This is a genomic window from Pseudomonas sp. GW821-FHT10C09, assembly GCF_059415465.1.
Map to the genome: position 1 here is coordinate 167,503 of NZ_JBWKNG010000006.1, position 20,044 is coordinate 187,546.

The 20,044-nt window shown below is 59.5% G+C and carries 20 protein-coding genes; 11 read left to right on the forward strand and 9 right to left on the reverse strand.

The features are described 5' to 3' along the window. Nucleotides 1-125: 125 nt before the first annotated feature. Both AC07N8_RS07855 and AC07N8_RS07860 read left to right on the forward strand, forming a co-directional pair. Entirely contained in the window at nucleotides 126-824 is a 699-nt protein-coding gene (locus AC07N8_RS07855; RefSeq protein ID WP_483843053.1) for a DNA-3-methyladenine glycosylase, read from the forward strand. A gap of 92 nt (nucleotides 825-916) precedes the next feature. Then, nucleotides 917-2,233: a bifunctional DedA family/phosphatase PAP2 family protein gene (locus AC07N8_RS07860; protein WP_493142949.1), complete on the forward strand. Its 1,317-nt coding sequence runs from the start codon at nucleotides 917-919 to the stop codon at nucleotides 2,231-2,233. A gap of 49 nt (nucleotides 2,234-2,282) precedes the next feature. Here AC07N8_RS07860 and AC07N8_RS07865 read toward each other — a convergent pair whose 3' ends face one another. The 5 genes from AC07N8_RS07865 to AC07N8_RS07885 form a co-directional block, all read right to left on the reverse strand. After that, on the reverse strand, nucleotides 2,283-2,852 hold the full coding sequence (locus AC07N8_RS07865; protein WP_483843055.1) for a hypothetical protein: 570 nt from the start codon (nucleotides 2,850-2,852) through the stop codon (nucleotides 2,283-2,285). Between the two features lie 104 nt (nucleotides 2,853-2,956). Continuing rightward, nucleotides 2,957-3,163: a hypothetical protein gene (locus AC07N8_RS07870; protein WP_483843056.1), complete on the reverse strand. Its 207-nt coding sequence runs from the start codon at nucleotides 3,161-3,163 to the stop codon at nucleotides 2,957-2,959. Between the two features lie 114 nt (nucleotides 3,164-3,277). After that, nucleotides 3,278-3,868 (reverse strand): LON peptidase substrate-binding domain-containing protein, encoded by a 591-nt coding sequence (locus AC07N8_RS07875; RefSeq protein WP_483843057.1) that lies wholly within the window; start codon nucleotides 3,866-3,868, stop codon nucleotides 3,278-3,280. Nucleotides 3,869-3,878: 10 nt separating this feature from the next. Beyond that, nucleotides 3,879-4,589, reverse strand: coding sequence for an LrgB family protein (locus tag AC07N8_RS07880; protein ID WP_193560097.1), 711 nt, complete (start codon nucleotides 4,587-4,589; stop codon nucleotides 3,879-3,881). Between the two features lie 2 nt (nucleotides 4,590-4,591). Then, nucleotides 4,592-4,954 carry a CidA/LrgA family protein gene (locus tag AC07N8_RS07885; protein ID WP_483843058.1) on the reverse strand — a complete coding sequence of 121 codons (363 nt, stop codon included), beginning with the start codon at nucleotides 4,952-4,954 and terminating at the stop codon, nucleotides 4,592-4,594. A gap of 195 nt (nucleotides 4,955-5,149) precedes the next feature. Here AC07N8_RS07885 and AC07N8_RS07890 point away from each other — a divergent pair, with 195 nt between their 5' ends. From AC07N8_RS07890 to AC07N8_RS07900, 3 genes are all read left to right on the forward strand, one after another. Next, nucleotides 5,150-5,605 carry a MaoC family dehydratase gene (locus AC07N8_RS07890; RefSeq protein ID WP_493142952.1) on the forward strand — a complete coding sequence of 152 codons (456 nt, stop codon included), beginning with the start codon at nucleotides 5,150-5,152 and terminating at the stop codon, nucleotides 5,603-5,605. Between the two features lie 101 nt (nucleotides 5,606-5,706). After that, nucleotides 5,707-7,425: a C13 family peptidase gene (locus AC07N8_RS07895; protein ID WP_493142954.1), complete on the forward strand. Its 1,719-nt coding sequence runs from the start codon at nucleotides 5,707-5,709 to the stop codon at nucleotides 7,423-7,425. A 27-nt stretch (nucleotides 7,426-7,452) separates the two neighbouring features. Continuing rightward, complete coding sequence (locus tag AC07N8_RS07900; RefSeq protein ID WP_123433410.1) at nucleotides 7,453-8,094, forward strand: oxidoreductase; 642 nt, start codon at nucleotides 7,453-7,455, stop codon at nucleotides 8,092-8,094. A gap of 117 nt (nucleotides 8,095-8,211) precedes the next feature. On the opposite strand, the gene AC07N8_RS07905 is transcribed toward AC07N8_RS07900, so the two are convergent. From AC07N8_RS07905 to AC07N8_RS07920, 4 genes are all read right to left on the reverse strand, one after another. Continuing rightward, a complete protein-coding gene (locus tag AC07N8_RS07905; protein WP_483843061.1) occupies nucleotides 8,212-8,496 on the reverse strand; it encodes a YceK/YidQ family lipoprotein in 285 nt (94 codons plus the stop codon). Then, complete coding sequence (gene ubiX / locus AC07N8_RS07910) at nucleotides 8,489-9,121, reverse strand: flavin prenyltransferase UbiX (protein WP_493142956.1); 633 nt, start codon at nucleotides 9,119-9,121, stop codon at nucleotides 8,489-8,491. The genes AC07N8_RS07905 and ubiX overlap by 8 nt, the downstream gene beginning before the upstream one ends. Beyond that, nucleotides 9,118-10,467 carry a UDP-N-acetylmuramate:L-alanyl-gamma-D-glutamyl-meso-diaminopimelate ligase gene (gene mpl / locus AC07N8_RS07915; protein WP_123433408.1) on the reverse strand — a complete coding sequence of 450 codons (1,350 nt, stop codon included), beginning with the start codon at nucleotides 10,465-10,467 and terminating at the stop codon, nucleotides 9,118-9,120. Before mpl ends, ubiX begins: the two co-directional genes overlap by 4 nt. Nucleotides 10,468-10,655: 188 nt before the next feature. After that, nucleotides 10,656-12,569, reverse strand: coding sequence for a sigma-54-dependent Fis family transcriptional regulator (locus tag AC07N8_RS07920; protein ID WP_493142959.1), 1,914 nt, complete (start codon nucleotides 12,567-12,569; stop codon nucleotides 10,656-10,658). 452 nt (nucleotides 12,570-13,021) lie between these two features. Between AC07N8_RS07920 and exaC the strand changes: the two genes are divergently transcribed. The 6 genes from exaC (at nucleotide 13,022) to AC07N8_RS07950 (ending at nucleotide 20,038) form a co-directional block, all read left to right on the forward strand. Continuing rightward, nucleotides 13,022-14,542: an acetaldehyde dehydrogenase ExaC gene (exaC, locus tag AC07N8_RS07925; protein WP_489334345.1), complete on the forward strand. Its 1,521-nt coding sequence runs from the start codon at nucleotides 13,022-13,024 to the stop codon at nucleotides 14,540-14,542. Nucleotides 14,543-14,781: 239 nt separating this feature from the next. After that, a complete protein-coding gene (gene eat / locus AC07N8_RS07930; RefSeq protein WP_027924316.1) occupies nucleotides 14,782-16,152 on the forward strand; it encodes an ethanolamine permease in 1,371 nt (456 codons plus the stop codon). Nucleotides 16,153-16,291: 139 nt separating this feature from the next. Beyond that, a complete protein-coding gene (locus AC07N8_RS07935; RefSeq protein WP_493142962.1) occupies nucleotides 16,292-17,686 on the forward strand; it encodes an ethanolamine ammonia-lyase subunit EutB in 1,395 nt (464 codons plus the stop codon). 8 nt (nucleotides 17,687-17,694) lie between these two features. After that, nucleotides 17,695-18,519, forward strand: coding sequence for an ethanolamine ammonia-lyase subunit EutC (gene eutC, locus AC07N8_RS07940; RefSeq protein WP_493142964.1), 825 nt, complete (start codon nucleotides 17,695-17,697; stop codon nucleotides 18,517-18,519). 115 nt (nucleotides 18,520-18,634) lie between these two features. Further along, entirely contained in the window at nucleotides 18,635-19,096 is a 462-nt protein-coding gene (locus AC07N8_RS07945) for a GNAT family N-acetyltransferase (RefSeq protein WP_483843567.1), read from the forward strand. Nucleotides 19,097-19,381: 285 nt separating this feature from the next. Further along, complete coding sequence (locus AC07N8_RS07950) at nucleotides 19,382-20,038, forward strand: DedA family protein (protein WP_483843566.1); 657 nt, start codon at nucleotides 19,382-19,384, stop codon at nucleotides 20,036-20,038. The last annotated feature ends 6 nt before the right edge of the window (nucleotides 20,039-20,044 follow it).

A 20,044-nucleotide genomic window follows, 5' to 3' on the forward strand; every position in this document is an offset into this window, starting at 1 on the left:
CTCCCGACTAACAGCGGTGACGGGCGGATGGTCGAAATCGAGGGCAATTTGCCGACGTTCAGCCGGGATTAAGCTGCAAATTGTTATCATCACCGCTCAATCAGCCCTGATAAACGCCGTTCATCATGTCCAACCTGACTGTTCGAGCGTCCGCTGCGAGCCTGCCCACGGGGCTCCCGGATGCGTTTTTCGACCGCGACGCACAAACGCTGGCCCGGGATTTACTCGGCAAAGTCATCCGTCACCGGGTCGGCGACCTGTGGCTCAGCGCCCGGATTATCGAAACCGAAGCCTATTACTTCGAAGAAAAAGGCAGCCACGCCTCCCTCGGCTACACAGAAAAGCGTAAGGCTTTGTTTCTGGATGGCGGGCACATCTATATGTATTACGCCCGCGGCGGCGACTCCCTGAACTTCAGCGCTCAAGGCCCCGGCAATGCGGTACTGATCAAATCCGCCTATCCGTGGGTCGATGAATTGAGCGGGCCGGCGAGTCTGGCGCAGATGTTATTGAACAATCCCGACGCCCAAGGCCGCCCTCGCCCTTCGCAAAAGCTGTGTGCCGGTCAGACATTGCTGTGCAAGGCGCTGGGCTTGAAGGTGCCGGTCTGGGATGCCAAGCGTTTCGATCATGAGGTGTTGCTGGTTGAGGATATCGGCCCGGCGCCTGCCCACGTCATTCAAACCACGCGCCTGGGCATCCCCCATGGGCGCGATGAACACTTGATGTACCGCTTCGTCGATGCGGCTTATGCGCCGTATTGCACGCGGAACCCGCTGCGACGAGGGCAGGTCGAAGGTCGCGATTATTTTCTGCTGCCTTGAAGATGGGTATCCCCCCCTGTGGGAGCTGTAGTGTTTTGAATATTGCGTTCGTCCCCCCATGGGACCAATGAACATTTGATGGAGTTGTTTTTATGGGCCCATGGCTCGATAGCGTGACCGGTTGGTTGACGGTCAACCCGCAATGGCTGGCGGCAGCGGTGTTCATCGTGGCCTTTGTGGAATGCCTGGCGATTGCCGGACTGATTGTGCCCGGCACGGTGTTGCTGTTCGCCGTGGCGGTTCTGGCCGGCAGTGGCGCGTTGTCGTTGAGCGAAACGCTGCTGTTGGGGTTCCTCGCCGGCGTATTGGGCGATGTCGTGTCCTACTTCATCGGTCGACACTTCCATCAAAACATCCGGCGGCTGCCGGGGTTGCGCCATCATCCGGAATGGATTGCCGGAGCCGAGGCGTATTTCCAGCGCTATGGCATCGCCAGCCTGCTGGTCGGGCGTTTCATCGGCCCCCTGCGGCCGATGCTGCCGATGGTCGCCGGTATGTTCGACATGCCCTTCCCGCGATTTTTCGCTGTCAGTCTGTTGGCTGCCGCTGGCTGGAGTGTGGCGTACCTGCTGCCCGGCTGGGCCACGGGCGCCGCGATTCGGTTGCCGTTGCCGGAAGGTTTCTGGCCGGAGGCGGGCGTCGTCGCTGGCGCCATTGCGGCCATGGTCGGCCTGAGCATCACCAGCAGCATGCGCCGTCATCGCAAGGCGACGATGCTGATTGCCGGGATGAGCTTGCTGATTCTGCTGGGACTGTTTATCGGTTATCCACACCTGACCGCGCTCGATCAGGGCGTCATGACCCTGGTACAGGAACATCGCAGCCCGATGCTTGATGAAGTGGCAGTGCTGTTCACGCTGATCGGCGAGTTCCGCAACATGCTGGTGTTCAGTGCGTTGCTGGTCGCACTTCTGCTGATCACCCGGCAATGGCGACAAGCGATCTTTGCCTGCAGCGCCCTGCTGTTCACGGCACTGGGCAACACCGTGACCAAACACTTCTTCGCCCGTATGCGCCCGGAAGTGCTGAGTGATCCGCTGACCAGCTACAGCATGCCCAGCGGCCATGCCTCAGGGTCATTCGCGCTATTCCTGACCCTCGCCGTACTGGCCGGTCGCGGACAACCACCACGGATGCGCCTGACCTGGCTGCTCGTCGGTTGTATACCTGCGCTGGCGATTGCCCTGTCACGGGTGTACCTGGGCGCGCATTGGCCGACAGATGTACTGGCCGGCGCGATGCTGGCGGCGTGCGTGTGCGCAGCGAGCTTGTGGGTGAGCCAGCGTCAGGCGCCGCTTAACGCCATGCCGCCTAAAGTCTGGTGGCTGGTGCTGCCGGCGTTGGTGGCTTTGTTTGCGTTCTTTGCGTTGCGGCACTTGCCGCATGCGATGTTGCGGTACGCGTATTGATTAATAACGATGAAACGCGCCATTCATTGCACGAATGAATGGCGCGAGTTCACGCCTCTACAGCGGCGGACGCCTGAACAACCTTGAGTGCAAAGGTGGCAGGCTTGTTGTTAAAGGCATCATGCCCTGTACGGTTAGGATCTATATTTTTGAAGATTATCTTCCCGCCATCCTCGGCGCGATATAACGCTCGCCCATTCACCTCACTCACGATGTAAACATAAGAGGGCCCTGGGACAAGATCCGCAAACCCGGCTTTAGGCGCACCGTGTTTACTGATTGAAAAAAAGTCAGACTCCGCCTTGTCACTTACAGACACATGGTGAGTATCGGCCTCTATTTTCAAGCGCCATCCTTCATAAGTCCCTCGCAAAACGACAGTGACAGCATAATTGTCACCATGCGGAACAAACTTGAACAACAATGGAGAGTCACCTTCATGATCGGCGAGCGTGATAATACTCGAAGCGCCCCTGTCAGCCAGGGCGACCTCAACATCCAATTGTTCGCGCCTGGTAATTCGCGGATCACTGAGCCTTGTCTTCAGGCGCTGCTGATTCAGGACCAACGGCAACCCATTAACGTAAAGATTAGCTGTAAATGTTTTATTTTCTTCCATGACCCTATAAACCCCTTAACCTTATTAGATTCGACACTATTTACCACCCACTAACAAAGTGGGAGCACCGCCAACAAAAAGAATAACGAAATATAGAAAACCTGCTAAACCTGAGGCATGGCGGCCACTGGCACTTCCTTCAGCAAAGGCTTTAAACGCTTGCGCTTACGGCGCGCAAGCACCATCAAATCAGCATAAACGCCAGCGGCATCTATCACCTTATCAACGTTATGATCGACCGCCGCATGTTTCAGAATATACTTACCCGCAATATCATCCCAAAATGCCCATTCGTCCTCATAAATAGTCATAACCTCATCCTTATTATTAATCAGTTCACCCACTCTTTGCGGGCAATTTGAAATTAAGACAAAGACAAAATCAAAACAATGATGGCAAACGAACCAAGTTAATACAAAGTGCAACTAAGCAAACAACTCACCCTGCAACTCATCCAGCAGCGCCTGAATTGCATCCAGTCGCTGTTGCGGATCATCGAGTTGCAGCAGGTCGATCTTGTCCACTTCGGCAAACGGCAGTAGATAAGCGAGCTGATTGGCCAGTGACTGCTGCCCGGTTGCTTCGGTCCCCATGTTCAAGGCCTCGACCATCGGGTGCTCTGCCAACGCCTTGAGCAGCGCCACCAGATCCGCGTCTTCATCCTGCAGCGGTTGTTCAGGTTCATCTTCCAGCCATTCGACTTCCGCAAGGGTCAGTTGATCGCGCTGAACCTCGGTGTGCAAGACATGAAACCGTCGCCCGCCCTGCACCCGAATCCCCAGCAGGCCGTTGTCCTGTTGCTTGAAATCGGTGATCAGCGCTTCGCAACCCACCAGCGCATAACCCGCCGGCGCAATGCCGACTTCCTCGCCATCGAGGATGCACACCACGCCAAAGCCGCCACCCTGTTTCATGCAGCGGCTGATCATGTCCAGGTAGCGCGCCTCGAAGATCTGCAAGTCGAGAATGCAGCCAGGAAACAGCACTGTGTTCAGCGGGAAAAGCGGCAAGCTCATAGACATTTCCTTACACCACCATCGACACCGCCAACGGCAGGAACACCGCCGTGGCCACGCCCATCAGACTCATCGCCAGCGCCGCAAAGGCGCCGCACTCTTCACTTTCCTGCAAGGCCACCGAAGTGCCGACCGCATGGGCGGTCATGCCCAGCGCCATGCCGCGCGCCTCGGGACTGTGGACACCGAGACGGGTCAACAGGCTCGGGCCGAAGATCGCACCGATCACGCCGGTGATCAACACGAACACCGCGGCCAGCGCCGCGACACCGCCGATCTGCTCGGCTACCAGCATGGCAATCGGAGACGTCACCGACTTGGGTGCCATGGTCATCAGGATCATATGCTCGGCACCGAACCACCAGCCCAGCAACACGCCCATGCCCGTGGCGACCACGCCACCTATCACCAGCGTAGTAAATATCGGCCAGAACAACTGCCGAATCCGCCGCAGATTGAGGTACAGCGGCACCGCCAGCGCCACCGTCGCAGGCCCGAGCAAGATGCTGAGGATCTCGGTGCTCTTGCGGTACTCGGCGTACGTCAGGCCGCAGGTCACCAGAACACCGATCACCACCAGCATCGAGACCAGCACCGGTTGCAGGAAGATCCAGCGGGTTTTCTCGAAAGCGGCCAACACCAACTGATAAGCGCCCAACGTGATGCCGATGCCAAACAACGGATGATGAATCACCGAGTCGAGCGCGCCGTGCCAATCCAGGATCATTGGTCATCTCCGCGAGGGGCGTGGGGTTTGACCATGCGCTGCATCAGTACTCCGGCGAAGGCCATGGACAGCACCAGCGACAACACCAAGGCGCCGACGATGGCCCAGAAGTCAGCGGCAATGTCCTTGAAGTACACCATCACGCCCACGGCCGGCGGCACCAGCAGCAACGGCAAATAACGCAGCAGACTGCTGGCCGCCAGGCTCAACGGCTCGCCGACTTGTCCGCGTGAAATCAGGTACACCAGCAACAACAGCAAACCGATAATCGGCCCCGGCAGCACCGGTAAAAACAAGTGGTTGATGGCTGTGCCCAGCAATTGGAACAGCACCAGCCAGGTCAGGCCACGTAACAACATCCGGCATCTCCCGCACTCGCCCCTCAAAGCAGGGGCCGAGCATTATAAGCACGTCAGCGCTATGGATCGGCATTCGCCAAAAGCATGGACAGTTGACCGGAGCCATTTGCCATGTTGATCTAAAGTGGTTCACAGGGAGGTCAAATCCCCCCACCCGAAAAACTATAAATCCGATGAAACCCAAGGAGAGTCTCAATGCCCTATGTTCCCGTTGCAGAGCTCAAAGATTATGTCGGCAAGGAACTCGGACGTTCCGCATGGCTCACCATCGATCAGGAGCGCATCAACCTGTTCGCCGAAGCCACAGGTGATTACCAGTTCATTCATGTCGACCCGGTCAAAGCCGCGCAAACACCATTCGGCGGTACCATCGCCCATGGATTTCTGTCGCTGTCACTGATCCCGAAACTGATGGAAGACATCCTCATCCTCCCCGAAGGCGTGAAGATGGTGGTCAACTACGGTCTCGACAGCGTGCGTTTCATTCAACCGGTCAAGGTCAATTCGAGAGTGCGTCTCAAGGTCGAACTCAGCGACGCCACCGAAAAAAAACCCGGTCAATGGCTGCTCAAGGCCACCTGCACCCTTGAGATAGAAGGCTCGGAGAAACCGGCCTATATCGCTGAGTCACTGTCCCTCTGCTTCGTGTAATCCTCCCGGATGCGAAGCAGCTCACGCTGTTTCGCGACCCTCTCTATATATACGACACATAGCTGCGGCATACTCGGTCGCCTAATTGCCCGGATCCCGCTATGCGCTCACTTGCACTCCTTGCCTTGACCCTGTTGCTCACCGCTTGCGGTAACGGCGAATCGCCGCTGCCCCCCGATGCCCGCTTGCCGGATGGCGGGCGCTATCGCGGTGATCTGGTCAATGGCTTGCTGCAAGGCCAGGGCCGCATCGACTACCCGAACGGCAGCTGGTACGCCGGCGAGTTCGATAAGGGCCAATGGCATGGCCAGGGCGAATGGCATGGCAGCAACGGCGAGGTCTTTCGCGGGAATTTCAACCAGGGCCTGTTCGACGGCCAGGGCACGCTAACCACACAAGGCAGCAGTTACACCGGCGGTTTCAAACTCGGTCGGCGCGAGGGCGAAGGCACGCTCAAAGAAAACGGCATGACCTATCGCGGCGAATTCAAGGCCGATCAATATTCAGGGCTCGGTCATCTCGAACTCGACGACGGCAGCTCGTACCAGGGCCAGTTCGCCCATGGCAAACCCAACGGTGAAGGCCAGCGCGGCGACGCCAGCGGCAATCAGTTCACCGGGCATTTCGTCGATGGGCAACTGGAAGGCAACGGGACCTTCAACAGCGCCGACGGCGACATCTATGTGGGCGGCTTCAAGAACAATCAATTGCACGGCAAGGGCCGCTACGAAAATGCCGACGGCGATGTCTGGCTCGGTCAGTTCAAGGAAGGCTCGCTGAACGGCAAGGGCGAGTTGATCGGTGCCGATGGCAGCCACTACATCGGCCAGTTCAGCGACTGGCGCTTCACCGGCCAGGGCCGTTTGAACCTGCCCGATGGCAGCTTTTATATCGGGCAATTCGACAGCGACAGCTATTCGGGGCGCGGCACATTGGTGCTAACTGACGGCACCGTGCAAAGCGGCACGTGGAACAATGGCCAGCGTGTGCGTGACGCCGATGGCAAGTTGCTGCCCGACAGCCTGGAACTTGGCTTGCTGGCCCAGGGCCGCTTGCTCGACGACGCCCTGCTCAACGTGCCGGCCTCGACGCCGGCCGTCGAGTTGTACACCCTGACAGTCGGCGGTGACGGCAAACAAAGCGTGTTCCTGCGCGAATCCGATTACGTCAGCAATATGCTCAGCAGCCGCTTCGGTGCATTCGGGCAGATACGCCTGGTGAATCATCGCGACCACCTCGTCGACCGGCCGATGGCCACCCGGGAAAACCTGCGCCGCGCCGCGCTGACACTGGCCGAGCGTAGCGGCCCGGAAGATCTGATCTTCATTTACCTGACCAGCCACGGCACCGCCGAACACGAACTGGTGCTCGACCAGCCGCGCATGGAGCTGTCCGATCTGCCGGCCGATGAACTCGCCGCGGTGCTGGCACCGTTGAAGAATCGCGACAAGATCATCGTGATTTCGTCCTGCTATTCCGGCGGTTTCATTCCGGCGTTGAAAGACGAACGCACCCTGATCATGACGGCCTCGCGGGCGGACCGTGTGTCCTTCGGCTGCTCCGAGGAAGCCAACTTCACCTACTTCGGCGATGCGCTGTTTGCCCAGGCGCTGAACCAGACCGACGACCTGGAGCAAGCCTTCAAACTGGCCAAGGCCACCGTCGCCGAACGCGAACTGGCGGACAGCTTCGAAGCCTCTGAACCGCAGCTCTGGGCACCGAAAACGGTCATCTCGCACTGGCAGTTGTCACGCAAGCAGCAGGCACGAAAAGCGCTACAAAGTGTCTCTATCGACAGCAAGGATGCAAAGAGCAACTAAGCTGAACAGTATCAAGGGGGAAACACTATGTACTTGACGCCTCAGCATGTATTGCTTGCCGGAGCTACCGGGTTGACCGGTGAACATCTGCTTGATCGCCTGCTCAACGAGCCTACGATTTCAAGGGTATTGGCCCCCTCACGCCGTCCACTCGCCAAACACCCACACCTGGAAAACCCGGTTGGCGATCCGGCGGTGTTTCTGCCGCAGCTGAACGGTCGTGTCGATATCGCCTACTGCTGCCTTGGTACCACGATCAAACAGGCAGGCTCCGAAGAAGCGTTTCGTGCGGTGGACCTGGACATGGTCGTGGCGTTTGCCAAACGTGCGCGGGAAATGGGCGCACGCCACCTGATCGTGATCAGTGCCCTGGGCGCTGATCGCAGATCCTCGATTTTCTACAACCGGGTCAAAGGCGAGATGGAACACGCATTGCGCGCGCAGGACTGGCCGCAACTGACCATTTGCCGCCCTTCTCTGTTGCTGGGAGATCGCATCGAGCCTCGCCTGGGCGAGAAAGTCGCCGGCCCGCTGTCACGCCTGATCCCGGGCAAATACCACGGCATCGAAGCCTGCCAACTGGCCCGGGCGATGTGGCGGTTGGCGTTGGAAGAGCAGGATGGGGTGCGGATTGTCGAGTCGGATGAGTTGCGCAAGCTCGGCAAGTAACTGTGGCGCCTGAAAGGACGCCTTCGCGAGCAGGCTCGCTCCCACACTGGACTGTTACAAATCCAATGTGGGAGCGAGCCTGCTCGCGAAGGGCTCACCCAGATTCAGAGTCGAACGCTACAACCCACCCGTCGCCTGAAAACTCACCCCGATCACCGTCAGCAATGACAACGGCAACAGCAGCGTGTCGAGCAATGCGCTGGCTGGCAGGTCCAAGCCGGGGTAACTCGGTGCCTCAGCGCCAAAGTGGTCCTTGGCACAGCACCCGCCATTCATGGCATACACATCCAGACGCGTCCCCGCATACACCAGCGGTGCACCGGGCTTGGAGGCATCAAGGGTGCGCGCCGTGGCGCAGCCGGTCAGTTGCAACACCAACAAGAGGGTGAGTAGCTTATTCATCGCTGCTCAAATGGTGTTCGCCCCAGCGTGGCAGCATGTCTTGCGGGATGCTCAACAGATTGAGAATCCGCGCGACGACAAAGTCGATCAGGTCATCGATGGTTTGTGGCTGATGATAGAAACCCGGCGAGGCCGGCAAAATCGTCACGCCCATGTTCGACAGCTTGAGCATGTGCTCCAGATGGATGCTTGAATACGGCGCCTCACGCGGCACCAGAATCAACTGGCGACGCTCCTTCAAGGTCACATCGGCGGCGCGTTCGATCAGGTTGTTGCAGGCACCGGTCGCGATGGCCGACAGCGTCCCCGTGGAACACGGCACCACCACCATCGCCGCCGGTGCACCGGAGCCCGAAGCCACCGGCGACATCCAGTCTTCCTTGCCATACACCTTGATTTGCCCGGCCGCAGCGCCGGTGTATTCCGTGAGGAAGGCCTGCATCATCTGCGGTTTTGGCGGCAGCGTGACATCAGTCTCGGTGGCCATCACCAGTTGTGCCGCCTTGGAAATCAGGAAGTGCACTTCGCGATCTTCACGCACCAGGCAATCGAGCAGACGCAAACCGTACTGGGCGCCGGAAGCGCCGGTCATCGCCAGTGTGATGCGATCCGGGCCGCTGCTCATTGCAGCGCCTCGGCGAGTTTGCCGTGCAGGCCGCCGAAGCCGCCATTGCTCATGATCACCACGTGGGTGCCGGGCTGGGCCTGGCTTTTCACGCGCTCGATGATGCCTTCCAGCGAATCGCTGACAATCGACGGTACGGTGCACAGCGCGGCAGTGCCGGCCAGGTCCCAGCCGAGGTTGGCCGGTGCGTACCAGATCACCTGATCGGCATCGACCACGCTTTCCGGCAAGCCGTCGCGGTGCGCGCCAAGCTTCATGGAGTTGGAGCGCGGCTCGATGATCGCGATCAACGGCGCATCACCGATGTGTTTGCGCAGGCCATCGAGGGTCGTCGCAATGGCAGTCGGATGGTGAGCAAAGTCGTCATAGATGGTGATGCCGCGCACTTCGGCGACTTTTTCCATACGGCGCTTCACGCTTTTAAAGGCGCTCAACGCGGCGATACCCATGGAAGGCACCACGCCGACATGACGCGCAGCTGCCAATGTAGCCAGGGCGTTGGCCACGTTGTGCTGACCGGTCATGTCCCACTCGACCACGCCCTGGGCGACACCTTCGAACATCACTTCAAACTTCGAACCGTCTTCGCTCAGCAGTTTGACCTGCCATTGTCCGCCCGCTCCGGTGGTCTGCACCGGGGTCCAGCAGCCCATTTCGATGACACGCTGCAACGCCGGCTCGGTGGTCGGATGGATCACCAGGCCTTCGCTCGGAATGGTTCGCACCAAATGGTGGAATTGCCGCTCGATGGCTGGCAGATCGGGGAAAATGTCCGCGTGATCGAACTCAAGGTTGTTCAGGATCGCCGTGCGCGGGCGGTAGTGAACGAACTTGGAGCGTTTATCGAAGAAGGCGCTGTCATATTCGTCGGCTTCGATCACGAAGAACGGCGTCCCACCCAAGCGAGCGGACACCGAGAAGTTCTGCGGCACACCACCGATCAGGAAGCCCGGGCTCATGCCCGCGTGCTCCAGGACCCAGGCCAGCATGCTGCTGGTGGTGGTCTTACCGTGAGTACCGGCGACAGCCAGCACCCAGCGACCTTGCAGCACGTGATCCGCCAGCCACTGCGGGCCAGAAACGTACGGCAGGCCTTTGTTCAGCACGTATTCGACGGCCGGGTTGCCGCGCGACATGGCATTGCCGATAACCACCAGGTCCGGGGCCGGATCGAGCTGGGAAGGATCGTAGCCTTGGGTCAACTGAATGCCCTGAGCCTCAAGCTGAGTGCTCATCGGCGGATAGACGTTGGCATCGGAGCCGGTCACGTGATGGCCGAGTTCCTTGGCCAGAACCGCCATCGAACCCATGAAGGTGCCGCAGATACCCAGAATATGAATGTGCATTAGTCGACCTCGTAAAACATGGCCGCAGGTTAGCGTAGGGAGGCGAAAATCGCACCTTGTGTTTCGGATTTGAAGATGCCTTCGCGAGCAGGCTCGCTCCCACAGGGACTCAGCGGCGCTCGCATAATGTGTGTCCGCTGAAGATCCAATGTGGGAGCGAGCCTGCTCGCGAATGGCCGCGACGCGGTTTAGCGCTCGATACCGTGCTTACGCAGCTTTCTATAAAGCGTATTACGGCTGACACCTAACTGCTCAGCCGTATGGGTCATATGCCAACGCGTATGCTCCAGTGCATTCAACAACGCCAGCCGCTCGGCATCGTCCAACGGATGCTCGGACGGTTCTTCGACCGCCACTGCAACCGCCGGCCGCGCCTGACGAATCATCGCCGGCAAATCCTCCAGCCCGATCCGCCCGCCGTCACACAACGCCGCCAATGTGCGCAGCACATTGCGCAACTGCCGCACGTTGCCCGGCCAGGCAAACCCCAACAAGGCTTCCCGCGCCGGCACGTCGATCAGTACCGTTTCCCCACCCGCCTCTTCCGCCAGCAAAAAATCGAGTAACTGGGATTTATCACTGCGATCACGCAACGCCGGCAACGCGACTTCCAGCCCGTTGAGCCGGTAATACAAATCCTCACGGAAGCTGCCGTCCTGCACCCGATCCAACAGATTACGGTGCGTCGCGCTGATGATCCGCACGTTGACCGCCTCCGGCTCGCCGCCAATCGGCACCACTTGGCGATCTTCCAACACCCTTAAAAGCCGGGTCTGCAACGCCAGGGGCATGTCGCCGATTTCGTCGAGAAACAGGGTCCCGCCATCGGCCTGCTGCAACTTGCCCCGCATGCCTTCCTTGCGCGCGCCGGTGAAGCTGCCGCCGCGATAACCGAACAATTCACTCTCGATCAGGCTTTCGGGAATGGCCGCGCAATTAAGGGCAACGAAGGCTTTCTCCGCCCGTTGACTGGCCTGGTGCACGGCTTTGGCGAAGGCTTCTTTGCCGGAACCGGTTTCGCCGTTGATCAGCAGCGGGACATCGCGTTCGAACACCCGCAGCGACTTACGAAAATCTTCCTGCAGTGCGGCATCACCGATGCAGATGCCCGACAGGCGTGGACGTTCGGTAATCGCCGGGCTTTGCACCACCGGCACCGGAATACTGCGTGGCTGCCCACGTAACACGGCAAACAGGCTACGACCGTCACGGGTGCGCAACGGCCAACTGGCGCTGGCATTCACACTGGCGCGACCGAGCAACTCATCCAGCGAGCAATCGAAAAACGCTTCCACCGGTTTGCCCAGCAAGCCGCCGCGAATATGCCCGAGCAGGTTTAGCGCACTTTGATTGACCGCACAGATCCGCCCTTCCCCGTCGAATGCCAGCAGCCCTTCGCTGAACAGCCCGACAGACTCGGCCTGCAAGTGAAAACGCAGCAGCCATTGATTGTCGAAATAGCGCAGGAAATAGCAGCTCTCGATCATCTTCGCCGACAGATTGACCAGGGCCATGGTGTGGAATTGACTCTGGCGCGAGACATCGTGGCGCGCCGATGACACGTCGAGCACCGCCAGCAATTCGCCATGGGGGTCGAACACCGGGCTCGCCGAGCACGTCAGGCCGGTGTGGCGACCGCGAAAATGTTCGTCTTGATGGATGGTCAGCGACTGACGCTCCACCAGGCAGGTGCCGATGCCGTTGGTGCCTTCGCAGGCTTCACTCCAGTCGGCGCCAAGCCAGAGGCCGGCGCGCTCGAAAATCTTCCGTTCGGCAGGAGCGGTGACGCAATTGAGGATCACGCCACGGGCATCGGTCAGCAGCACCGCGTGGCCGGCGCCGGAGAGTTGTTGATGGAGACTGGTCATTTCATTGCCGGCGATGTGCAGCACTTGCTGCAAGCGTTCGCGGCTTTCCAGCACACGACCGTGTTCCAATACCGTAGGCGCCATGGTCAGGGCCGGGTCGAGGTGATAGTCCTCAAGACAACGCAGCCAGGAACGGGCGATGGAAGGATCGCTGCCGGGGCCATGCAGGTGCGATTTGCCCTGGGTGACGGTCAGGACCTGCCGGGCATGGCGACTCAGATGGTTGTCGTGCATTTCTTATTATTCTCCCCGATAACTGTGCTGAACCCCCATCAAGAGGTTGGCACACACCTTGTGGCGAGGGAGCTTGCTCCCGCTCGAGTGCGAAGCGCTCGCCAAAAATCATGACCGGCAGACATTTTGGGGCTGCTTCGCAGCCCAGCGGGAGCAAGCTCCTCGCCACAGAGGATTACCCTGTGTGGCAATTTGAGGCCCAGCATCCTCCAGCCATCGACGCATTGCAATGCTGGCAAGACCCGTCAGTCACACCCTGTGCCACAAGCGGTACAAAGTGTCACGGAGGCTGTACCGAAAGCGTCACAGCGCGCACCCGCCGGTCCGACAAAAATCACGCAAGGCCTTGATTTGCCTGACCTGCAAGGCAGTGGCCCGACCTTTGCTCTACGCTTATAGCAAGCGCACTTGCGCGTTTCTCTAATAAGTACAAAGCCAAGGAGAACATCATCATGCGTTACGCTCACCCCGGTACTGAAGGCGCTATCGTTTCGTTCAAGAGCAAATACGGTAACTACATCGGCGGCGAGTTCGTCGCGCCTGTCAAAGGTCAGTACTTCACCAATACCTCGCCAGTGAATGGCCAACCGATTGCCGAATTCCCCCGTTCCACTGCCGAAGACATCGACAAGGCCCTGGACGCTGCCCACGCCGCCGCCGATGCCTGGGGCGCCACGTCCGCCCAGGCACGTTCGCTGGTGCTGCTGAAAATTGCCGACCGCATCGAGCAGAACCTGGAACTGCTGGCAATCACTGAATCCTGGGACAACGGCAAAGCCGTTCGCGAAACCCTCAACGCCGACATCCCGCTGGCTGCCGACCACTTCCGCTACTTCGCCGGTTGCATCCGCGCGCAGGAAGGCAGCGCCGCCGAGATCGACGGCAACACCGTGGCGTATCACATCCACGAACCGCTGGGCGTGGTAGGGCAGATCATCCCGTGGAACTTCCCGATCCTGATGGCCGCCTGGAAACTTGCCCCGGCCCTGGCCGCCGGTAACTGCGTGGTGCTCAAGCCTGCCGAGCAGACCCCGCTGGGCATTACCGTGCTGGTCGAGCTGATTGGCGACCTGCTGCCACCGGGCGTGTTGAACATCGTGCAAGGTTTCGGCAAAGAAGCCGGCGAAGCGCTGGCCACCAGCAAACGCATCGCCAAAATCGCTTTCACCGGCTCGACCCCGGTCGGCTCGCACATCATGAAATGTGCCGCCGAAAACATCATTCCGTCCACCGTGGAGCTGGGTGGCAAGTCGCCGAACATCTTCTTCGAAGACATCATGAAAGCCGAACCGTCCTTCATCGAAAAAGCCGCTGAAGGCCTGGTGCTGGCGTTCTTCAACCAGGGCGAAGTCTGCACCTGCCCGTCCCGCGCCCTGGTGCAAGAGTCGATCTACGACGACTTCATGAAAGTGGTGATGAAAAAAGTCCTGTCGATCAAACGTGGCGACCCGCTAGACACCGACACCATGGTCGGCGCCCAGGCGTCCGAGCAGCAATTCGACAAAATCCTTTCGTACCTGGAAATCGCCAAAGGCGAAGGCGCCGAGCTGCTGACCGGCGGCAAGATCGAAAAACTCGAGGGCAATCTGGCGACCGGGTATTACATCCAGCCGACGCTGCTCAAGGGCACCAACAAAATGCGCGTGTTCCAGGAAGAAATCTTTGGCCCGGTGGTGAGCATCACCACCTTCAAGGACGAAGCCGAAGCCCTGGCCATCGCCAACGACACCGAGTTCGGCCTCGGTGCCGGCCTCTGGACCCGCGACATCAACCGCGCCTATCGCATGGGCCGCGCCATCAAGGCCGGTCGTGTATGGACCAACTGCTACCACCTGTACCCGGCGCACGCCGCGTTCGGTGGTTACAAAAAGTCCGGCGTCGGCCGTGAAACCCACAAGATGATGCTCGATCACTATCAGCAGACCAAAAACCTGCTGGTGAGCTACGACATCAATCCGTTGGGCTTCTTCTAAAAACCGGGGGCGATGCAGGGAGTTCTGCATCGCCCTTTCTATCGCCTTCGCGAGCAGGCTCGCTCCCACATTTGCACCGCTCCCCTTGTGGGAGCGAGCCTGCTCGCGAAGGCGTCATCGAAGGCACTCCAAAACATCGCCCTGGCCGCTCTGGCACGGGCTTTGCGTGCCCGCTTCACACCTGAAACGTCGTACCGCAAGTCCAAAACATCAAAAAATAAAAAAGACAGCGAGGACTTATGACTTCTTCTACACAGCTCAAACCCACACTCGGCACCCTGCACCTATGGGGTATTGCCGTCGGCCTGGTGATTTCCGGCGAGTACTTCGGCTGGAGTTACGGCTGGGGCACCGCCGGCACGCTGGGCTTTCTCGTCACCGCCCTGATGGTGGCGACGATGTACACGTGCTTCATCTTCAGCTTCACCGAACTGACAACCGCGATTCCCCACGCTGGAGGGCCGTTTGCCTACAGCCGGCGGGCGTTTGGTGAGAAAGGTGGATTGATCGCCGGCATCGCCACCCTGATCGAATTCGTGTTTGCGCCCCCGGCCATTGCGATGGCGATTGGCGCCTACCTCAACGTGCAATACCCGGAACTTGATCCCAAGATCGCGGCGGTTGGCGCGTATTTCGTGTTCATGGGCCTGAATATCCTCGGGGTCAGCATCGCGGCCACCTTCGAACTGGTGGTCACGGTGCTGGCGGTCGCCGAGTTGCTGGTGTTCATGGGCGTCGTGGCGCCGGGCTTCAGCTTCAGTAACTTCGTGCTCAATGGCTGGTCGGGTTCCAACGAATTCACCATCGCCTCCATTCCCGGCATCTTTGCCGCCATTCCCTTCGCGATCTGGTTTTTTCTGGCGATCGAAGGCGCGGCGATGGCTGCTGAAGAAGCCAAGGACCCGAAACGCACGATTCCCAAGGCTTACGTCAGCGGCATTCTGACCCTGGTGTTCCTGGCCATCGGCGTGATGGTGATGGCCGGCGGCGTCGGCGACTGGCGCCAACTGTCGAACATCAATGACCCGCTGCCCCAAGCGATGAAAGCCGTGGTCGGCAACAATTCGAGCTGGATGCACATGCTGGTCTGGATCGGACTGTTCGGCCTGGTGGCGAGCTTTCACGGGATCATCCTCGGCTATTCGCGCCAGTTCTTCGCCCTCGCGCGGGCCGGTTACCTGCCCAGCGGCCTGGCCAAACTCTCGCGCTTCCAGACCCCGCACCGCGCCATTCTGGCCGGCGGCGTAATCGGCATCGCGGCGATTTACAGCGACGGCCTGGTCAACCTGCAAGGCATGACCCTGACGGCAGCGATGATCACCATGTCGGTATTCGGTGCCATCGTGATGTACATCATCAGTATGCTGAGTCTGTTCAAACTGCGTAAAACCGAACCGAACCTGGAACGAACCTTCCGCGCACCGGGCTACCCGATTGTTCCGGGGATCGCGCTGTTCCTGGCGGTGGTGTGCCTGGTGGCCATGGCCTGGTTCAACACGCTGATCGGCTGTGTGTTCCTCGGTTTCATGGCCGCCGGTTACCTGTATTTCCAGCTGACCGCCAAGCAGCGCGCCGACGCGCCGGCCGATGCGATGCTCGAGGGTATTTAAGTTGCACCGGCGCCGGGCTTGCAGACCGGCGCCTGCGTTATTGAAGTGCATGCAGCCCCCCTGTGGGAGCGAGCCTGCTCGCTCCCACACTGGAATGTCAGTGTTATTGAGACTTGTACAAAACAGGAGAAATCGCCCCATGGCCGCATTTGCCCACTCCGTCGGCGCTCAGACCTACCGCTTCGAGAGCCTCAAGGACGTCATGGCCAAGGCCAGTCCGGCGCGCTCCGGGGATTTCCTGGCGGGCGTCGCCGCGCTCAACGATGGCGAGCGTGTGGCCGCGCAAATGGCCCTGGCCGACATCCCGCTGACCCACTTCCTGCAGGAAGTACTGATTCCTTATGAGGCCGATGAAGTCACCCGACTGATCATCGACACTCACGACGCACACGCCTTCGCCGTGGTCAGCCACCTCACCGTCGGCGGTTTTCGCGACTGGCTGCTCAGCGATGCCGCCGATGAACAGAGCCTGCGCGCGCTCGCCCCCGGCCTGACGCCGGAAATGGTCGCCGCTGTGTCGAAGATCATGCGCGTCCAGGACCTGGTGCTGGTGGCGCAGAAAATCCGCGTGGTGACGAAATTTCGCGGCACCATGGGCTTGCGCGGGCGTTTATCCACCCGCCTGCAACCCAATCACCCCACCGACGAGCCCGCCGGTATCGCGGCAAGCATCCTCGACGGCCTGTTGTACGGAAACGGCGATGCGATGATTGGCATCAACCCGGCCACCGACAGCATCGCCTCGATCTGCGCCATGCTGGAAATGCTCGATGCGATCATCCAGCGCTACGAAATCCCGACCCAGGCCTGCGTGCTGACCCACGTCACCACATCGATCGAAGCGATCAATCGCGGGGTGCCGCTGGACCTGGTGTTCCAGTCGATCGCCGGCACCGAGGCGGCCAACGCCAGTTTCGGCATCAACCTGAATGTGTTGAAGGAAGGTTATGACGCCGGTTTGAGCCTGAATCGCGGCACGCTGGGTCAGAACCTGATGTATTTCGAAACCGGCCAAGGCAGTGCGCTGTCCGCCAACGCCCACCACGGTATCGATCAGCAGACGTGCGAAACCCGTGCCTACGCCGTGGCGCGCCATTTCAAGCCTTTTCTGGTGAACACGGTGGTCGGCTTCATCGGCCCGGAATACCTCTACAACGGCAAACAGATCATTCGCGCCGGCCTCGAAGACCACTTCTGCGGTAAGTTGCTGGGCGTCCCGATGGGCTGCGACATCTGTTACACCAACCACGCCGAAGCCGACCAGGACGACATGGACACGCTGCTGACCTTGCTGGGCGTCGCCGGGATCAACTTCATCATGGGCATCCCCGGTTCCGACGACATCATGCTCAACTACCAGACCACCTCGTTCCACGACGCCCTCTACGCCCGTCAGACGCTGGGCCTGAAACCCGCGCCGGAATTCGAGCAGTGGCTGACGAAAATGGGCATCTTTACCCAGGCGGACGGCAAAATTCACTTCGGCGACAGCCTGCCCCCGGCCTTCCGCCAGGCGATGGCGCAATTGGGATGAGTGCTTTCATGGAAAAACCACCCGTTGATCCACAGAACCCGTTGCTGGAATTGCGCCGCCTGACACCCGCGCGGATTGCCTTGGGGCGCACGGGCACCAGCATGCCGACCAGCGCCCAACTGGATTTCCAGTACGCCCATGCGCAGGCACGGGATGCGGTGCATTTGCCGTTCGATTCGGCGGGGCTCAGTTCGCAACTGGCCGGGATCGGGCGCGACAGTCTGTTGCTGCACAGCGCCGCCACGAACCGGGACAGCTATTTGCAGCGCCCTGATCTGGGGCGAAAGCTCAGCGATGAGTCGGCGCAGACGCTTCGCGAGTACGCGACGGCCAACCCCGGCGGTGTCGATCTGGTGATTGTGGTGGCCGACGGGCTGTCGGCACTGGCGGTGCATCGCCATACCCTGCCGTTTCTCGCACGCCTGGATGAACAGGTGCAGGCCGAAGGCTGGTCCGTGGCACCCGTGGTGCTGGTGGAACAGGGCCGCGTCGCTGTGGCCGACGAGATCGGTGAACTGATGGGGGCGAAGATGACGGTCATCCTGATCGGTGAACGCCCCGGACTCAGCTCCCCTGATAGTCTGGGTTTATATTTCACCTACAATCCAAAGATTGGTCTGACGGATGCTTATCGCAATTGCATCTCCAACGTTCGGCTCGAAGGCCTGAGTTACGGCATGGCCGCCCACCGTTTGCTGTATTTGATGCGAGAGGCCTGTCGTAGACAGCTGTCGGGGGTCAATCTCAAGGACGAGGCGCAGCTCCAGACACTGGAATCGGACGCCGGTACGGACATGAAACGAAACTTCCTGCTGGGTCAAACAGATGCCTGAACCGTTTCCGCATTGCGTTTGCGAATAGGTTTCAGGCAGGATCGACGAACGGCCGCCACGGGTTTCCCATCGCCGTCAATGCAGTAAAGACAGCCACTTGAAGACGAGACCTACCATGCGGATTATTCAAGCGACCCTCGAACACCTGGACCTATTGGCGCCCATGTTCGTGAAGTATCGTGAATTTTATGGATCCCTGCCGTACCCGGACTCGTCCCGAGCGTTCCTCGAAAAACGCCTGCGCCGCAAGGAATCGGTGATCTACCTGGCGCTGTCCGATGACGACAGCAACAAACTGATGGGTTTCTGTCAGTTGTACCCGAGCTTTTCGTCTCTTTCGCTGAAACGAGTATGGATCCTCAACGACATTTATGTCGCCGAAGACGCCCGCCGCCAACTGGTGGCTGACAACCTGATCCGTACCGCGAAGAAAATGGCCAAGGAAACCAATGCCGTGCGCATGCGCGTTTCCACCAGCAGCAACAACGAAGTCGCGCGCAAAACCTATGAATCCATCGGATTCAAGGAAGACACCGAGTTCAAGAACTACGTGTTGCCGATCAGCGACGGGCTCTGAGCCCCACCGATCTACTGTGGGAGCGAGCCTGCTCGCGATAGCCGCACCTCGGTTTGACTGAATCACCGAGGCGAGGCTATCGCGAGCAGGCTCACTCCTACAAAAGCCCTGCCTGGACCATCTGTCTACTGCGACATCCCTCGCTACAAACTGAACGCTCTTTTCACTTTTCAGTCCGTATAATCCCGATCTTTCCGACTTGTAAGAAAAACTACACCTGCGTGTAGTCTTATGCGAAGTCATCCGCACAGGCCTGCTGAGTCGGGCCGTCACCACAGGTGCCCCATGGATTTCAACCCGATCGACATTGTTCTGCATCTCGACGTTTACCTCGACATGCTGGTGACCAACTATGGGACCTGGATTTACGCCATCCTGTTTCTGGTGATTTTCTGTGAAACCGGTCTGGTGGTGATGCCATTCCTGCCGGGCGATTCCCTGTTGTTCATTGCCGGTGCCGTTGCGGCCGGTGGCGGCATGGATCCGGTATTGCTGGGCGGCCTGCTGATGCTTGCGGCGATTCTCGGCGACAGCACCAACTACCTGATTGGTCGAACGGCCGGCGAAAAACTGTTCAGTAACCCGAATTCGAAGATCTTCCGCCGCGACTACCTGCAACAAACCCACGATTTCTACGACAAGCACGGCGGCAAAACCGTGACCCTTGCGCGTTTCCTGCCGATCATCCGCACCTTTGCACCGTTCGTCGCCGGTGTCGGCAAGATGCCTTACCCGCGGTTTTTCTTCTTCAGCGTGATCGGCACGATTCTTTGGGTCGGCGGCTTGGTGACCCTCGGTTACTTCTTCGGCAATGTACCGTTCATCAAGACAAACCTGTCGTTGTTGGTGGTAGGCATCATCCTGCTGTCGCTGGTGCCGATGATCATTGGCATGGTCCGCAGCCGCCTCGGCAACGCCGCGTCCAAAGCCCAATCGCGCTGAACAGCG

What these genes read in the sequence shown, in the direction of transcription:
- eutC (WP_493142964.1), top strand. Translation starts at nt 17,695, where the DNA reads ATGGAAAAACCACCCGTTGATCCACAGAACCCGTTGCTGGAATTGCGC.
- AC07N8_RS07920 (WP_493142959.1), bottom strand. Translation starts at nt 12,569, where the DNA reads ATGCACGACAACCATCTGAGTCGCCATGCCCGGCAGGTCCTGACCGTC.
- AC07N8_RS07890 (WP_493142952.1), top strand. Translation starts at nt 5,150, where the DNA reads ATGCCCTATGTTCCCGTTGCAGAGCTCAAAGATTATGTCGGCAAGGAA.
- AC07N8_RS07900 (WP_123433410.1), top strand. Translation starts at nt 7,453, where the DNA reads ATGTACTTGACGCCTCAGCATGTATTGCTTGCCGGAGCTACCGGGTTG.
- AC07N8_RS07860 (WP_493142949.1), top strand. Translation starts at nt 917, where the DNA reads ATGGGCCCATGGCTCGATAGCGTGACCGGTTGGTTGACGGTCAACCCG.
- AC07N8_RS07885 (WP_483843058.1), bottom strand. Translation starts at nt 4,954, where the DNA reads ATGTTGTTACGTGGCCTGACCTGGCTGGTGCTGTTCCAATTGCTGGGC.
- AC07N8_RS07875 (WP_483843057.1), bottom strand. Translation starts at nt 3,868, where the DNA reads ATGAGCTTGCCGCTTTTCCCGCTGAACACAGTGCTGTTTCCTGGCTGC.
- AC07N8_RS07935 (WP_493142962.1), top strand. Translation starts at nt 16,292, where the DNA reads ATGGCCGCATTTGCCCACTCCGTCGGCGCTCAGACCTACCGCTTCGAG.
- AC07N8_RS07895 (WP_493142954.1), top strand. Translation starts at nt 5,707, where the DNA reads ATGCGCTCACTTGCACTCCTTGCCTTGACCCTGTTGCTCACCGCTTGC.
- ubiX (WP_493142956.1), bottom strand. Translation starts at nt 9,121, where the DNA reads ATGAGCAGCGGCCCGGATCGCATCACACTGGCGATGACCGGCGCTTCC.
- AC07N8_RS07870 (WP_483843056.1), bottom strand. Translation starts at nt 3,163, where the DNA reads ATGACTATTTATGAGGACGAATGGGCATTTTGGGATGATATTGCGGGT.
- eat (WP_027924316.1), top strand. Translation starts at nt 14,782, where the DNA reads ATGACTTCTTCTACACAGCTCAAACCCACACTCGGCACCCTGCACCTA.
- AC07N8_RS07945 (WP_483843567.1), top strand. Translation starts at nt 18,635, where the DNA reads ATGCGGATTATTCAAGCGACCCTCGAACACCTGGACCTATTGGCGCCC.
- exaC (WP_489334345.1), top strand. Translation starts at nt 13,022, where the DNA reads ATGCGTTACGCTCACCCCGGTACTGAAGGCGCTATCGTTTCGTTCAAG.
- AC07N8_RS07950 (WP_483843566.1), top strand. Translation starts at nt 19,382, where the DNA reads ATGGATTTCAACCCGATCGACATTGTTCTGCATCTCGACGTTTACCTC.
- AC07N8_RS07905 (WP_483843061.1), bottom strand. Translation starts at nt 8,496, where the DNA reads ATGAATAAGCTACTCACCCTCTTGTTGGTGTTGCAACTGACCGGCTGC.
- AC07N8_RS07865 (WP_483843055.1), bottom strand. Translation starts at nt 2,852, where the DNA reads ATGGAAGAAAATAAAACATTTACAGCTAATCTTTACGTTAATGGGTTG.
- AC07N8_RS07855 (WP_483843053.1), top strand. Translation starts at nt 126, where the DNA reads ATGTCCAACCTGACTGTTCGAGCGTCCGCTGCGAGCCTGCCCACGGGG.
- mpl (WP_123433408.1), bottom strand. Translation starts at nt 10,467, where the DNA reads ATGCACATTCATATTCTGGGTATCTGCGGCACCTTCATGGGTTCGATG.